This is a genomic window from Cupriavidus sp. GW822-FHT02D05 (assembly GCF_058802485.1).
Genome location: NZ_JBXAOE010000026.1, coordinates 1 through 14,848, shown reverse-complemented (window position 1 = coordinate 14,848; position 14,848 = coordinate 1). Strand labels below are relative to the sequence as shown.

At 66.5% G+C, this 14,848-nt stretch carries 15 protein-coding genes, 1 other RNA gene and 1 riboswitch; of the genes, 10 read left to right on the top strand and 6 right to left on the bottom strand.

Annotation, left to right across the window (positions count from 1 at the left end; translation table 11 throughout):
* Positions 1–36 precede the first annotated feature (36 nt).
* From AC1RQK_RS29070 to AC1RQK_RS29060, 3 genes are all read left to right on the top strand, one after another.
* The gene (locus AC1RQK_RS29070) at positions 37–1,023 is read left to right on the top strand and encodes a Bug family tripartite tricarboxylate transporter substrate binding protein (RefSeq protein WP_492812691.1); all 987 of its coding nucleotides are present in this window, start codon (positions 37–39) and stop codon (positions 1,021–1,023) included.
* Between the two features lie 52 nt (positions 1,024–1,075).
* Positions 1,076–1,858, top strand: a complete 783-nt coding sequence (locus tag AC1RQK_RS29065; protein WP_492812689.1) for an enoyl-CoA hydratase/isomerase family protein — start codon at positions 1,076–1,078, stop codon at positions 1,856–1,858.
* Positions 1,859–1,968: 110 nt separating this feature from the next.
* Entirely contained in the window at positions 1,969–3,522 is a 1,554-nt protein-coding gene (locus AC1RQK_RS29060; RefSeq protein ID WP_441633470.1) for a malonate--CoA ligase, read from the top strand.
* A gap of 124 nt (positions 3,523–3,646) precedes the next feature.
* Here AC1RQK_RS29060 and AC1RQK_RS29055 read toward each other — a convergent pair whose 3' ends face one another.
* The 6 genes from AC1RQK_RS29055 to AC1RQK_RS29030 form a co-directional block, all read right to left on the bottom strand.
* Positions 3,647–4,348, bottom strand: a complete 702-nt coding sequence (locus AC1RQK_RS29055) for an SIMPL domain-containing protein (protein ID WP_416049479.1) — start codon at positions 4,346–4,348, stop codon at positions 3,647–3,649.
* Positions 4,349–4,468: 120 nt separating this feature from the next.
* Positions 4,469–5,281: a sulfite exporter TauE/SafE family protein gene (locus AC1RQK_RS29050; RefSeq protein ID WP_441633250.1), complete on the bottom strand. Its 813-nt coding sequence runs from the start codon at positions 5,279–5,281 to the stop codon at positions 4,469–4,471.
* Between the two features lie 84 nt (positions 5,282–5,365).
* Positions 5,366–5,860 carry an EVE domain-containing protein gene (locus AC1RQK_RS29045; protein WP_441633252.1) on the bottom strand — a complete coding sequence of 165 codons (495 nt, stop codon included), beginning with the start codon at positions 5,858–5,860 and terminating at the stop codon, positions 5,366–5,368.
* A 189-nt stretch (positions 5,861–6,049) separates the two neighbouring features.
* Positions 6,050–6,260, bottom strand: a non-coding RNA gene (gene ssrS / locus AC1RQK_RS29040) — 6S RNA.
* Between the two features lie 311 nt (positions 6,261–6,571).
* The gene (locus AC1RQK_RS29035; RefSeq protein ID WP_492812686.1) at positions 6,572–6,913 is read right to left on the bottom strand and encodes a cell division protein ZapA; all 342 of its coding nucleotides are present in this window, start codon (positions 6,911–6,913) and stop codon (positions 6,572–6,574) included.
* Positions 6,910–7,227, bottom strand: coding sequence for a hypothetical protein (locus AC1RQK_RS29030; protein ID WP_183036798.1), 318 nt, complete (start codon positions 7,225–7,227; stop codon positions 6,910–6,912). The genes AC1RQK_RS29035 and AC1RQK_RS29030 overlap by 4 nt, the downstream gene beginning before the upstream one ends.
* A gap of 208 nt (positions 7,228–7,435) precedes the next feature.
* Positions 7,436–7,680: riboswitch (cobalamin riboswitch) on the top strand.
* Positions 7,681–7,776: 96 nt separating this feature from the next.
* On the opposite strand from AC1RQK_RS29030, the gene AC1RQK_RS29025 reads away from it, so the two are divergent.
* The 7 genes from AC1RQK_RS29025 to cobC are packed head-to-tail and all read left to right on the top strand — an operon-like array spanning position 7,777 to position 14,695.
* A complete protein-coding gene (locus AC1RQK_RS29025; protein WP_492812684.1) occupies positions 7,777–9,741 on the top strand; it encodes a TonB-dependent receptor plug domain-containing protein in 1,965 nt (654 codons plus the stop codon).
* Positions 9,742–9,756: 15 nt separating this feature from the next.
* The gene (locus tag AC1RQK_RS29020; protein ID WP_492812682.1) at positions 9,757–10,755 is read left to right on the top strand and encodes a FecCD family ABC transporter permease; all 999 of its coding nucleotides are present in this window, start codon (positions 9,757–9,759) and stop codon (positions 10,753–10,755) included.
* A gap of 5 nt (positions 10,756–10,760) precedes the next feature.
* Entirely contained in the window at positions 10,761–11,597 is an 837-nt protein-coding gene (locus tag AC1RQK_RS29015; RefSeq protein WP_492376691.1) for an ABC transporter ATP-binding protein, read from the top strand.
* Positions 11,590–12,231 carry a cob(I)yrinic acid a,c-diamide adenosyltransferase gene (gene cobO, locus AC1RQK_RS29010; protein WP_150984001.1) on the top strand — a complete coding sequence of 214 codons (642 nt, stop codon included), beginning with the start codon at positions 11,590–11,592 and terminating at the stop codon, positions 12,229–12,231. Before AC1RQK_RS29015 ends, cobO begins: the two co-directional genes overlap by 8 nt.
* Before the next feature lie 57 nt (positions 12,232–12,288).
* Positions 12,289–13,329, top strand: a complete 1,041-nt coding sequence (cobT, locus tag AC1RQK_RS29005; protein WP_492812679.1) for a nicotinate-nucleotide--dimethylbenzimidazole phosphoribosyltransferase — start codon at positions 12,289–12,291, stop codon at positions 13,327–13,329.
* 41 nt (positions 13,330–13,370) lie between these two features.
* Complete coding sequence (locus tag AC1RQK_RS29000) at positions 13,371–14,135, top strand: adenosylcobinamide-GDP ribazoletransferase (protein ID WP_492376693.1); 765 nt, start codon at positions 13,371–13,373, stop codon at positions 14,133–14,135.
* Positions 14,120–14,695 carry an alpha-ribazole phosphatase gene (gene cobC / locus AC1RQK_RS28995; RefSeq protein ID WP_492376694.1) on the top strand — a complete coding sequence of 192 codons (576 nt, stop codon included), beginning with the start codon at positions 14,120–14,122 and terminating at the stop codon, positions 14,693–14,695. Before AC1RQK_RS29000 ends, cobC begins: the two co-directional genes overlap by 16 nt.
* Positions 14,696–14,848: the final 153 nt, after the last annotated feature.

Below are 14,848 nucleotides of genomic sequence, written 5' to 3'. Positions count from 1 at the left end.
CCACAGCAGAAGAGAGAAGAGAGAGGAGACAGAGTCATGAATCGTCGTCAGTTTCAACTGGCAGGGCTGGCTTGCGCGCTGGGCGCGGGTTTGGGCGCGGTAGCGCCCGTGGCGCAGGCTGACGCCTGGCCGTCCAAGCCGATCACCGTCATCGTGCCGTTCCCGGCCGGCGGTGGCACCGATGCCTTCGCCCGCCCGCTGACCGCGCAGCTTTCCAAGCAGCTCGGCAAACAGTTCGTGATCGATAACCGTGGCGGCGCTGGCGGCACCGTGGGCGCGAGCATCGCGGCCAAGGGCGCGCCGGATGGCTATACCGTTTTTATCGGCGGCGCGCACCACGCCATCGCGCCGTCGTTCTACAAGAAGCTCGACTACGACATCGAGAAGGATTTCATCCCCGTCACGGTGATCGCGCAGCCGCCGCAGGTGATCGTGGTGAACCCGTCCAAGGTCACCGCCAACACGCTGGGCGAGCTGATCGCCTATGCCAAGAAGAACCCCGGCAAGCTGAACTACGCCTCGGCCGGCAACGGCTCGTCCCACCATCTGGCGGGCGAGCTGTTCAAGCTGCAGACCAAGACCTTCATCACGCATATTCCCTACAAGGGTGCGGGCCCTGCGCTGTCCGACCTGATCGCGGGCCAGGTGGATATGGATTTCGACGGTCTCGGTTCTTCGGCCCAGCATATCCGCGCCGGCCGCATCAAGGCGCTGGCGGTGGCATCGACCAAGCGCTCGGCCGCGTTCCCGAATGTGCCTACCGCTGCCGAGGCTGGGGTGCCTAACTACGAAGTCTCCACCTGGTACGCGATGTGGGTGCCCAAGGGCACGCCCAAGGACATCGTCGACCGGCTTTACACCGAAGTGGAGAAGGCACTGAACACGCCCGAGATGAAGCAGATCTGGCTTGCCAACGGCTCCGATACGCCGGCTTTCACGCAAGAGCAGTTCGCGCAGTTCCAGCGCGCCGAGATCAAGCGCTGGGCTACGGTGGTGCAGCAGTCCGGCGCCAAGATCGACTGATGGAGGATCGCCGCATGGTTTCCGATGTTTCCCGTGCGCGTGGAGCGCAGGCATGAGCGGCACGGTAGCGTTCGCGCGTGAGGGCGACGTGGCCACGGTCACGCTGTCCCACGCTGGCAAGCTCAATGCCATCTCCGTGGCGATGTGGCACGCGCTGGCGCAGGGCTTTGCGGACCTGTCCGCCGATCCCTCGCTGCGCTGCGTGGTGGTGCGCGGCGCCGATGGCAACTTTGCCGCCGGCGCCGACATTGCCGAGTTCCCCGAGGAGCGGGGCGACGCCGCCGCGCTGCGCCGTTACCACGAGGCGGTGATTGCGCCTGCGCTGGCCGCCATCGCGGGCTGCCTGCATCCGACGCTTGCCATGATCGAAGGGGTTTGCGTGGGCGGCGGGCTGGAGATCGCCTGCCATTGCGACCTGCGCATCGCCGCCGACGACAGCCGCTTCGGCGTGCCGATCAACCGGCTCGGCTTTCCCATGGCGCCCGGCGAGCTGACCGGGCTGCTGGCCCTGGCGGGCCGCGCGGTGACGCTGGAGATCCTGCTGGAGGGCAGGGTGTTCGACGCCGCCGAGGCGCGCGAGAAAGGGCTGCTGACGCGCGTGGTGCCGGCAGCGGCACTCGGCGAGGAAGTCGCCGCGGCCGTCAAGCGCATCGTGGCCGGTGCGCCGTTGGCCGCCCGCATCAACAAGCAGAGCATCCGCCGCCTGGCGCCGGTGCCCGCGCCGCTCACCGCGGCGGAGCTCGACGCGCATTTCCGCTATGGCGACAGCGCCGACCATGCCGAAGGCGTGGCGGCATTCCTGGCACGCCGGCCGCCGCGCTTCAGCGGTCAATAGCACGGGCAATAGCACGGGCAATCGCTTTAGGTATCATTGCCGGCTATTGATCGGATTGCCCATGCGGATTGCCCATGCTATTGCCGATTCCGTTTTTCATCTTCCGCAATATGAACGCCAACCTGTTCGCCCTATTCGAATCCCGCTTCCCGGCGGACCGCAGTGCCTGCTGCATTGAAACCCACGACGGCCTCTACTACAGTTGGGACGACCTGGACCGCGCCACCGCCAAGATGGCCAACCTGCTGGCCGCGCTCAAGCTGCCCGAGGGCGCGCGCGTGGCGGTGCAGGTGGAAAAATCGCCGGAGGCGCTGTTCCTGTACCTCGCCACGCTGCGCGCAGGCTACATCTACCTGCCGCTCAATACCGCCTACCAGGAAGCCGAGATCGACTACTTTGTCGGCAACGCGGAGCCGGCGGTGGTGGTGTGCAGCAGCGCTAACTTCGGCTGGGTGTCCAAGGTGGCGTTCCGCCACGGCACCAAGCACGTCTTCACGCTGGACGACGACCGCTCAGGCTCGCTGTTGTCCCGCGCCGCCGTGCAACCGGACCGCTTCGCCACGGTGGCGCGCGGCGCCGACGAACTCGCCGCCATTCTCTACACCTCGGGCACCACGGGCCGCAGCAAGGGCGCCATGCTCACGCACGGCAACCTGGCCTCCAACGCCAAGACGCTGCATGCGTACTGGGGCTGGCGCAGCGACGACGTGCTGCTGCACATGCTGCCGATCTTCCACGTGCATGGCCTGTTCGTCGCGTCGCACGGCGCGCTCTTGGCCGGTGCCAAGATGATCTGGGCGCCCAAGCTCGACATGGCGCAGATCCTCAAATTCCTGCCGCGTTGCACCGTGATGATGGGCGTGCCCACGTATTACGTGCGCATGGTGCAGGAGCCGCGCTTTGACGACGACACCTGCCGCCGCATGCGCCTGTTCGTGTCCGGCTCCGCGCCGCTGCTGATGGAAACCTTCGATGCCTTCCGCGAGCGCACGGGCCACACCATCCTGGAGCGCTACGGCATGAGCGAGACCGTGATGCTGGTCTCCAACCCGTACGAGGCGCAAGACGGCGAGCGTATCGGCGGTACCGTCGGCAAGGCGCTGCCGGGTGTGTCGGTGCGCGTGGTGGACGGCGACGGCAAGCCTTGCGCGGCCGGCGAGATCGGCAATGTGGAAGTGCGTGGCCCGAATGTGTTCAAGGGCTACTGGCGCATGCCGGAGAAGACGCAGGAAGAGTTCACCGCCGACGGCTGGTTCAAGACCGGCGACGTGGGCCGCTTTGGCGGTGCCATCGTCAGCCAGGCTGGCGAGCGCAAGGTGCCTGACGACTACCTGACCATCGTCGGCCGCAGCAAGGACCTGATCATCTCCGGTGGCTACAACGTCTACCCCAAGGAGATCGAGAGCTTTATCGACGAGATGCCGGGCGTGGCGGAAAGCGCCGTGATTGGTGTGCCGCATGCCGACTTCGGCGAGGCGGTGGTGGCGGTGGTGGTTGGCAAGCCAGGTGCCTCGCTGGATGCGCTGAGCCTGATTGGCGGGCTCAAGGGTCGTATTGCCAATTTCAAGGTGCCTAAGCGCGTGCACGTGGTGGATGAGTTGCCGCGCAACACCATGGGCAAGGTGCAGAAGAACGTGCTGCGCCAGCAGTTCGGGGCGCTGTAAGCACCGCCGCTCCTTGATGGCTCATGCATCAAAGACAAGGCCCCTGCCGCTTGCGCGGCAGGGGCCTTGTTCCGTGCCTTCTGCCTTCTGCCTTGCCCCTTGAGCCTGTGGCTTTGGACGGCGCTTACTTGAGCATCTGCACCGAGCCGTTCACAGTCACGGTGACCTGGGCCTTGCCGCCCTCGACCGGCACCGGCGCGGAATCGGCCATCATGGCCTTGGCCGCGTACATGCGCGGCATCGGTTGCACCGCGCCCACCTCGCCCACCTGCACTTCGCGGATGGTGTAGCTGCCGTAGCCGAACAGCTTGGTGGTGGCCTGGGCCTTGTCGCGGAACGAGGCCACGGCTTGCTCGGTCAGCTTGGCCTCGGCCGCCTGGCGGGCTTCGCGCGAGAGCGAGAAGCTGATGTTCTGCACCTGCATCTGGCTGGCGAGCTGCCCCGCGAGCTTGGACACGGCGGTGAAATCGCGCGATTCCAGAATCACCTCGGCGCGCCCGCGCCAAGTGCTGATGCGCCCGTTCTTGTCGTTGGACGGATAGATGGTGAAGCCGCCCGATTGCGCCTGCACGCCATTGGTACGCTTGGCCTGCGCGATCACATCCGCCGTCTTGGCCGACAGCGCCGAGGAGATCGCGCCCGGCTCCGCGCCTTCCTGCTCGGCGGCGAGCGTCAGGTGCACCACGTCGGTCGGTACTTCGGTGGCGGCCTGGGCGGACAGCGACAGCACGCCGGCAGGGGCCGGCTCGTGGGTCGGGCCGCCGCCCTGGGCGGAGGCAACCATGGCGGTGGTACCGAGCAGCGTGGCGGCAAGCAGATGTTTCATTGGATTCTCCCTTGTCAGACGATGGGTATCAGACGCGCCGCCCAGGTGATCGTTCCGCTACGTCGCGTGCGACCTTGTATCTACTTGTATCCGCGGCATGCGTTGCTGGCACCTGTGGCCTCAGAACGCGTGCCAGGCCTTCCACATCATGTAGGCCGACAGGCTGAACAGCAGGCAGGCGAAGACTTTCTTCAACTGTGCGACATCCATGCGGTGCGCGGTGCGCGCGCCCAGCGGCGCGGTCAGCACGCTGGCAACCGCGATCACCGCCAGCGCGGGCAGGTAAATGTAGCCGAGCGAGCCTGCCGGCAGCCCGGTCTGGCCCAGCCCGCTCCACACATAGCCGATCACGCTCGCCACTGCGATGGGAAACCCGAGTGCGGCCGAGGTGGCCACGGCGTTGTGGATTGGCACATTGCACCAGGTCATGAACGGCACCGAGACAAAGCCGCCGCCCGCGCCCACCAGGCTGGACAGGAAGCCGATCACGCCGCCCGCGCCCAGCATGCCCGGCGTGCCTGGCAGTTGCCGGTGCGGGGCGGGCTTGCGGTTGCGCAGCATCTGCCACGCCGAAAAGCCTACGAATACGGCGAACAGCAGCGACAGCCAACTGGTCTTGAGCGCCGCGAAGACCTTGCCGCCGCCGATCATGCCGCCAATCAGGATGCCGGGCGCCAGGGCCAGCACCAGCTTCCATCGCACCATGCCGCGCTTGTGGTGGGCGCGCACCGAGGACAGCGAGGTGAACAGGATGGTCGCCATGGAGGTGGCGATGGCCATATGGACGATGGCCTCATGGGGGAAGGCCAGGGCGGTGAACAGCAGCGTGAGGAAGGGCACCATCAGCATGCCGCCGCCTACGCCAAGCAAGCCGGCGCAGAAGCCGGTAAAGGCGCCGAGCAGCAGCAGCCCGGGAATCAGGGAAAAGCTCATGACGCGGAATCGACCTTGTTGGTGTTGTAGTTATGTCGTCGGCAGCCATTGTGTCATGCCGCTGCTGTGACCGCCGGTGCCAGGCTAGCGCATCAGCCGCGTGGTGATGAAGCGCCATTCGGCCGGGGTCACCGGCGTGATCGACAACCGGTTGCCACGGCGTAGCACGACCATGTCGGCCAGTTCGTCATGCGCGCGCAAGTCGGCCAGCGAGATCAGCGGGCCCTTGCCGACAAAGCGCACGTCAACCAGCATCCAGCGCGGTGCATCCAGCTTGGCGGCGGCGTCGTAGTAATCGCTCTTCGGGTCGAACTGGGTGGGATCGGGGTAGGGCTGCGAGCTGACCTCGGCCAGGCCGGCAATGCCGGGCTGTGGGCAGGAGGAGTGATAGAACAGCACGCCGTCGCCGATTTGCATGCCGTCGCGCATGAAGTTGCGGGCCTGGTAGTTGCGCACGCCGGTCCATGGCAGGGTGCCGCGTTCGGCTAGCGTATCGATGCTGGCCTCGTCGGGTTCCGACTTCATCAGCCAGTACTGGCGGGCGCGCGCGGCGGCATTGGCTTGCGTGGATCGGCTCATGGGCGGGCAGGGCGGGCGTGACGTTGGCGACAGCGATATGGTGCAGCAAGCACGGCCAAAAGAAAACCGTCTGGCGGATGTGGGCGTGGGTCGTGGCGCAGAAACAGAGGGAGGGCACTGCAGAGGCAGCGCAGGTCAATCTGCGCCACAAAAGGAAAAGGCGGTGGTTGAATAACCACCGCCTTTAGAGGGGTCCCCGCCTCGGCCGCTGGATCGGCATCCTGAACCCAAGTGAGGTTCAGAGTGGCTGCGGAAGCCGCATTTCGGGTACATCACCGGTTCAGGGAGTCCAGACTGCAACTATGAACCATGCGACGCGCTCGCCCACACGGCATAATCCCGCACCAACAAATGCTTATCGGTTCAAGGAATATGATCCTGACGAACCAGGCAGGGAAACTGTCAAACGTCTGACTTTTTTGCACTGCCAAACGCATACTGCTTTGGCATGGCTGTCAGACGTTTGCCGTTTCTAACTTGGATGGGATGAAAACGGCGGTCAGGCGCGATAACCCGACCTAAGGTGCCGCAACTATGTGGCTTGGTGCGGCTTGGCTCCACTATACACCGCGAGGCTTTCCATACCAAGCCCGTCTTTGCGTGTCGTTACATTTTGCTGACGCGCGCGGCATGTGGGGCACATCGGGCCGAAATCGCGAGCGTATCACCGCCTGCCTGTGCCGTGTGGTACAGCCGGCGCAGGGCAGGGCATCAGTTGCGCGGCACGGGCGAATTGGTGCCCACATGCGCGTACTGGCGCAGGGCTTCGTCCGCGCGTTCGTTCAGCTCGCGAATGCGCGCACGCACTGCATCAACGGGAATCGTGCCATCTTCTTGCTGCTTGCGCTTGAGCGAGAGCAGGTCCGAGGCGATGCTGATCGCGGCCATCACGGCAACGCGTTCCACGCCCTTGGCGGATACGCCGCCCTTGAGCCGCGTCATCTGACCGTCTACCAGTGCCACGGCCTCCAGCAGCGCGGCCTCGTTGTCGGCGGCAATGGCGAACCGGTAGGACTGGCCGGCAATGTTCACTTCGACTTGCTTATTGCTCATGCGTTTTCTCCGGGTGCCTTCTGTTCGGCGCGGCCGGCCGCGTCGCCTTCGCCCAGCAGGTCGAGCTGGCGGGCGTCGCTGGCGGTGGGCAGCTTGTCCAGGATCGACTGGATGCGCAGCTGCGCTTCCTCGATCTTGATATTGAGCAGCTCGCGGTCGGCGGCCATGGCTTCACGGTCGCCGCGCAGCTGGCTGGCGTCGGCCTGCAGGCGTTCGATCTCCTCGCGCAGCCGCTGGTTCTCAGCCGCCAGGGTATCGGCATGGTGCAGCACACGCCCGATCTTGGCGGCGAGTTGTTCGAGTTCGGTGAGCATAGAGCCTGTCATATCTAGGGTCTCGGGTTCTGGGATTTTAGCCCAAGCGCTATCGTGCGGACGGCGAACGCAGACGTGTGTGACCAGGCCTGCGCGCCGAAGTTGCATGCATCGTCGTTTAACGGCATCCGTGGCGACGGCTTTATGCCTGTTTCCAGGCGCTTTCGCCTTGTTTTGCCGCGGCATTGACGCTTGCCTCGAAACTGCCTACACTCGCGCACGTTCCAGGTGCTCGTAATCCTATTCACTACAGGGTTGCAGTTCAACGGGAAACAGGGAGCCAGCCACCGCCGCCAGGGCAGGGCCGAGCCAACCTGTGCTGCCCCCGCAACGGTAAGCGACCGTGATCGCAAGATCGCAAGGCCGACCACTCAGCCACTGAACCGCAAGGTTCGGGAAGGCGGTCGGACTGGTGTCGTCAGCCCGGATACCGGCCTGAACGAGAGTGCGCCGCCCTCCGCTGCTTTTTGCCGCGCAAGCCAGCGGCGCGCTTCGTCGCCAGACGGTCCGCGGGGGAACGGACCAGGCAGCTCTCTCCCACTCAGCATCATGCGCTTTTCGCCCCCCACGTCGAGCCGTCCGGCATTGCCGGCGCGCCGCCACACCATACCTGTTTTCGTCTCGCGGCAACTGCCCGCCGCGCTCGCCGCCTGGCTCGCCATGAGCGCGCCCGGCGCCGCCATGGCCCAGTCCTCCGGGCAATCCGCTGCGCAGCCCGCGCCCGACGCGCAGCTCGACCCGGTGGTGGTCACTGCCACCCGCACTGTCCAGCCGTTGACCGAGGCGCTGCCGCATACCACTGTGGTGACCCAGCAGGACATCGTCAACTCCCAGGCTCCGGACCTGCGCACATTGCTGCGTACCCAGGCCGGCGTGGAATTTGCGGCCAACGGCGGCATGGGTGCAAACACCACCCTGTTCATGCGCGGGGCAAACGGCAACCAGACGCTGATCCTGATCGACGGCGTGCGGGTTTCGTCGGCCAGCAGCGGCACTGCCCAGCTATCGAATATCCTGCCCGACCAGATCGACCATATCGAGATCGTGCGCGGCAACGTCTCCGCGCTCTACGGCTCGGATGCGATCGGCGGCGTGGTACAGATCTTCACCAAGAGCGGTGCGGGCCAGGCTCCCGCAGCCAACGCTCAGATTGAATACGGCAGCAACAATACGCGCCAGGGTACGGTGGGCTACGGCGGGCAGGTGGGCGATACCTCGTTCAATATCACCGGGTCGGCAGTCAAGACAGACGGTTTTTCGGCGATCAATGCGGCCCAATGGAACGGTGACAATCCGGCCAAGGCAAAGAAGGGCATGGGCCCGAACCCGAACGACAACCCGTATGACAACAAGAGCGTATCGGGCCAGGTGAAGCATCGTTTCACCAGCGACTGGGACGCCGGCGTCACAGCCTATTACTCGAAGAGCAAGCTCTCCTACGACACCACGACAGGCAAACCGACCGATGTCTGGTGGATGAACAGCGAGTTGTACACTGTATCCGCCTTTGTCAACGGCAAGCTCACCCGGGACTGGACCACGCATTTCAAGGTCGCGCAGAGCGGGGACAATAGCGAAAACACCTTGAACGGACTGTTCAACAGCAATTTCAACACGCGCAATCGCCAGTACACCTGGCAGAACGAATATGCGCTGGCGCCGACCCATAAGCTGCTGTTCGGCACGGAGTATGCGCAGCAGGAATTCAGCTCGAACACGTATGGCGCGCCGGGCCGCAATATTGCGTCGGTGTTCGGGGGCTACGATGGCCGGCTGGGCAAGCACCAGCTGCAGCTCAATGTGCGCAACGACCACTACTCGGATTTCGGCAGCCAGGCGAGCTATTTCGCCGGCTATGGCTATAACGTGACCGAGGCGTTCAAGCTGATCGCCAACGCCAGCAACGCCTTCCGCGCGCCGACGTTCAACGAGCTGTACTACCCGGGCTATGGCCAGCCGGGCATCAAGCCCGAGCGCGCCAAGTCGGTCGAGCTGGGCGCGCAGTACAACACGGACGCCGCCGGCCTGCTGCGCGTGACCGCGTTCGAGACCCGCTACGACAACCTGATCACCGCGGCGCTGCAGCCCAATGGCTTGTTCCTGGCGCAGAATGTCAACAAGGCCAAGGTGCAAGGCATTGAAGCCTCTTGGCGCGCCAAGCTGATGGGCACCGACGTGGGCGCCAGCATCACCTTCCAGAACCCGGTGGATGAGCAGAGCAATACGCAGTTGCTGCGCCGCGCGCGCCGCCATGCCGCCTTCGACGTGGGCCGCCAGTTTGGCGACTTCCGCCTCGGCGGCGAGTGGATCATTTCCTCGACGCGCATGGATAGCGGCTCGCGCACGCTGGGCGGATACGGTATCGTCAACCTCAATGCCCGCTATAACATCGACAAGCAATGGTTCGTGGCCGCCCGTGTGGAAAACCTGTTCGACAAGAACTACCAGCTCGCCTATCCCTACAACACGCAGGGACGCGCCGGCTTTGTCACGCTGGGCTGGCGCCAGAAATGATGGTGGCCGCCTGACATGCGCCGCGCGCTAGCCGTCTGGCTGATGCTTGCCGCCGCCGGCGTGGCGGTGTTCCTGCTGTCGCTGGCGGTGGGCAGCGTGCCGCTGTCGGGCGCGCAGGTCTGGCAGGCGCTGTCCGTCGGCGCCGACGATACCGCCGGGGCCATCGTGCGTGAGCTGCGGCTGCCGCGCGCGGCCGCGGCATTCGCGTGCGGCGGCCTGCTGGCGTTGACCGGCGCGTTGATGCAGGTGCTGCTGCGCAATCCGCTGGCCGAGCCCTATGTGCTCGGCGTATCGGGCGGCGCGGCCACCGGTGCGCTCACCGCCATGCTGATGATGTGGCCACTGTGGACGGTGCAGGCCGGCGCGGCCGGCGGCGCGCTGTTCTCGATGGTGCTGGTGGCCACGCTGGCGCGGCGCGACCTGCTGCACCCGCAGGTGCAGGGCGGCCATCATGAGGCCGGCTCGCGCCTGCTGCTGACCGGCGTGATCCTGGCCGCCGGCTGGGGCGCGCTGATTACCCTGATCCTGAGCGTGGCGCCCGAGGCCCGTTTGCGCGGCATGCTGTTCTGGCTGACCGGCGACCTGGGCGGCACCGCCAGCTACGGCCTTGCGCTAGGTGCGCTGGCGCTGGCCGTGCTGCTGGCCATGCCGATGGCGCGCTCGCTCAATGCCATGCTGATGGGCGAGACCGTGGCGCAGGCGCTGGGCGTGCGCGTCGGCGCGGTGCGCCTGTCGGTGTTCGTGCTGGCCTCGCTGGCGATCGCGGTGGCCATTACCTCGGCTGGCTCGATTGGCTTTGTCGGGCTGGTGGTGCCGCACCTGGTGCGCCTTGCCTGGGGCAACGACCAACGCCTGATGTTGCCTGCCTCGGCGTTGCTCGGCGGCACGTTGCTGATGGCCGCCGACCTGGTGGCGCGCACGGTGATTGCGCCCGCGCAGTTGCCGGTGGGCGTGATCACCGCGCTGCTGGGCGTGCCGACCTTCCTCTTTCTCCTGCTGCGCAGGCCGCGCTGAGCACCATGCCGACCTGGAACGAACCCGTCTGCGCTTGTCCGCCGCTGGTGCTGCAGTCCCTGCAGTTGCGCGCCGGCACGCGCGCTTTGCTCGATGGCCTGAGCTTGTCCATGCAGGCGGGCGAGCTGTGGTGCATCGTGGGCCCGAACGGCGTCGGCAAGTCCACGCTGATGTCGGTGCTGGCCGGGCTGCGCAAGCCGGACGGCGGCGTGGTGCTGCTCGATGGCCGCGCGCCGCTGGAGACGCCGCCCGCGGCCCTGGCATTGCGCCGTGCCTACCTGCCTCAGGCGGTGCACGACACCTTCTCGATGTCGGTGCGCGACGCCGTGGCGGTGGGCCGTCACCCGCATCTCTCCGGTTGGGGCTGGGCCGGCCGCGAGGATGACGCGGTGGTCGCGGCAGTGATGCGCGAGATGGATCTCGATGCGCTGGCCGGGCGCGACGTGCTGACCCTGTCCGGCGGCGAGCGCCAGCGCGTTTCGCTGGCTGCCACGCTGGCGCAACAGGCGCCGCTGCTGATGCTGGACGAACCCGCCGCCCACCTCGACCTGCGCCACCAGATCATGGTGCTGGAAACCCTGGCCCGGCTGGCGCGCGCCGGCCGCCACGCCATCGTGGTGATCCTGCACGACCTTAACCTGGCGCGGCGCTACGCGACCCATGCTCTGCTGCTGGCCGAAGACGGCCTGTGCTTGCATGGCCCCGCTGCGCAGGTCCTGACTCCCGCGCATTGCTCGCACGCGCTGCGCACGCCCATTGTCAGCGTCAGCGACGGCCGCCATACCGCGCTGATCGCCGACGGGGCGCATTCTCCCGCACCAGACGAAACCCAACATGACTGAACCCAAAGCCCTTGAGACCTCCACGTCGGAAGACGCCGCCCGCGACGAGCGCCACAAGGCGCGCATGCTGCGCAAGAAGGATGTCGTGGATGCCAAGATTGCCGCCGCGCAGGACGAGCGCGGCGTGATCGTCATCACCACCGGCAATGGCAAGGGCAAATCCAGCTCCGGCTTTGGCATGGTGGTGCGCGCGCTTGGCCACGGCATGCAGGCCGGCGTGGTGCAATTCATCAAGGGCGCGATTCCCAGCGGCGAGGAATTGTTCCTGCGGCGCTTTCCGGAGCAGTGCGCCTTCCATGTGATGGGCGAAGGCTACACCTGGGAAACGCAGGATCGCGCGCGCGACGTGGCCAAGGCCCAGGCCGCGTGGGAGGTGGCGCGCTCGCTGCTGCGCGACCCGTCGATCGGGCTGGTGCTGCTGGACGAACTCAATATCGCGCTCAAGCTGCACTACCTGGATGTCGACACCGTCATCGCCGACCTGCGCGCCCGCCCGCCGATGCAGCACGTGGTCATCACCGGCCGCGGCGCACCGCCCGCGCTGATCGAGGCGGCGGATACCGTGACGGACATGACGCCGGTCAAGCATGCCTTCCAGCAAGGCATCAAGGCCCAACGTGGCGTCGAGATGTAAAACGTCTATTCTTGTTCCAGCGAATCGAATCTTTTCTCAGCCACACCAAGAAATACCATGCTGTTACCCGCCATCACCCCGCTCGACGCCTCCCTGCGCCCGACCCTGCAAGCCGCCATCGATGCCAAGACCAAGCCGCTCGGCGCGCTCGGCCGGCTCGAGGATCTGGCCTTGCAGATCGGCCTGATTACCGGCAGTGGCACGCCGGAGCTCAAGCGTCCCGCGGTGATCGTGTTCGCCGGGGACCACGGCGTGGCCGATGCCGGCGTGAGCGCCTATCCGGCCGAGGTCACGGCGCAGATGGTGCTCAACTTCCTGGCCGGGGGCGCGGCCATCAATGTGTTCTCGCGCCTGCACGGGCTGGCGCTGGAGGTGGTGGACGCGGGGGTGCGCGCGCCGCTGCCGTCCGCGCCCGGGCTGGTCAACTGCCGCATTGCCGCGGGCACGCGCAATTTTGCCTTTGAGCGCGCCATGAGCGCGGAGCAGGTGCAGGCGGCGCTCACCGCCGGCATGGCGCGCGTGCTGCGCCACGCGCAGCAGGGCAGCAACGTGATTGGCTTTGGCGAGATGGGCATTGCCAATACCTCGTCGGCCGCTTGCCTGGTGAGCCGGCTTACCGATACACCGATTGAAGATTGCATCGGCCGCGGCACCGGCCTGGACGACGCGGGCCTCGCGCGCAAGCGCGCGGTGCTGGCGCAGGCACTGGCACTGCATGCGGATGCGGTGGAGCCGCTCGACGTGCTGGCCGCCTTCGGCGGCTTCGAGATCGCCATGATGACCGGCGCCTTCCTGGCCGCGGCGGCCAGCCGCATGGTGATCCTGGTCGATGGCTTTATCGCCTCGGCCGCGCTGCTGGTGGCGCAGCGCCTCGCGCCCGAGGTGCTGGAATACTGCGTGTTCTCGCATTGCTCGCACGAGCACGGCCACCGGCGCCTGCTGGATTATTTCGGTGCCGAGCCGCTGCTGGCGCTGGACCTGCGCCTGGGCGAGGGCACCGGCGCCGCGCTGGCCTATCCGCTGGTCGCGTCCGCCGCGGCCTTCCTGCGCGAGATGGCCACCTTCGGCGCGGCCGGCGTCAGCACCGCGTCGGCGTAGACTGCGGCACGCTTTCGCTACCTGGCCCAACGCACCCGCCCATGCTCGACGAACTTCGCTACTTCCTGACCGCCGTTGGCTACTTCACGCGGGTGCCGGTGCCGCGCTGGGTCGGCTTTGCGCCGCACTACCTGAACGCGGCGGCGCGTTACTTTCCGCTGGTGGGGTTGCTGGTTGGCGTGCTGGGCGCGCTGGCTAGCTGGGGCGCGCTGCAGTGGTGGCCGCCGGGCGTGGCCTTGCTGCTGGGCATGGCCGTGACGCTGCTGGCCACCGGCGCTTTTCACGAGGACGGCCTGGCCGACTGCGTGGATGCCTTTGGCGGCGGCTACCGGCGCGAGGACGTGCTGCGCATCATGCACGACTCGCGCATTGGCGCATTTGGCGCCATCGCGCTGGTGGTGGCGTTGCTGCTCAAGTGGCAACTGCTGGTGGCGATTGCCGCGCGCAGCGGCATGGCGGAGTTGCTGCTGGTGCTGGTGGCCGCGCATGCGGCCAGCCGCGCCATGGCGGTGAGCTATCTTGCCACGCTGGATTACGTGCGTGCCGAGGGCAAGGCCAAGCCGGTGGCGCAGCGGCTGTCCGGCATGGGGCTGGGTTTCACGCTGCTTTGCGGTGCATTGCCGCTGCTGCTGGTGTCGCCGCTGTTTGCTGCTGTGGTGATCGTTGCCTTGGTGGTGCTGCGCTTTTTGCTGGGACGCTACTTTGTTCGCCGCATAGGCGGCTACACCGGCGATTGCCTCGGCATGGCGCAGCAGCTGGCCGAGTTGTTGATCTATCTGGTGGCGGCGGCATGGACCTGGTCCTGATCCGACACGCGGCGCCCGAGGTGGCGCAGGGGATCTGCTACGGCGCGCTTGACCTGCCGCTGGCTCAGCCCGTTTTGCCCGAGCCTGCCCGCATGCTGCTGGCACTCGATGGCCTTGCGCCGCAGCGCATTGTTTGCAGCCCGATGACGCGGGCTCGCGCCACGGCAGATTTGCTTGCGCGGGATTTCGGCCTGCTGCCGCAAGCCGATGCGCGGTTGCGCGAACTCGATTTTGGCCGTTGGGAAGGCCTCGCATGGGACGCCGTGCCGCGCGCCGAGCTGGATGCGTGGGCTGCGGATCTGCTGCATGCGCGGCCGCATGGGGGCGAGACCGTCGCGCAGGCGATGGCGCGTGTGGCGGCTTGGGCTGATGCCTTGCCGGTGGATGCTCCGGACCGGCTGTGGGTTGTTGCGCATGCGGGGCCGATGCGTATGCTGGCGGCGCACTGGCTCGGGGTGCCGCTGGCTACTACGCTGGGGTGGGATCTTGGTTATGGGGCGAGTTGCCGGTTTACGCTGGGTGGCGGTGTGGCGCGGTTGCGGTGGTGGAATCGGGGTTGAGGTTGTGGGGGGGTGATGACTGCAACTGCAACTGCAACGCTTAACGTCAACGGCAACGGCAACTGCAACTGCAACTGCAACTGCAACTGCAGTTTCACCACCCCTGCGGGGCGGCGACCTACTTTCTTGTCTTGCCAAGAAAGTAGGCAAAGA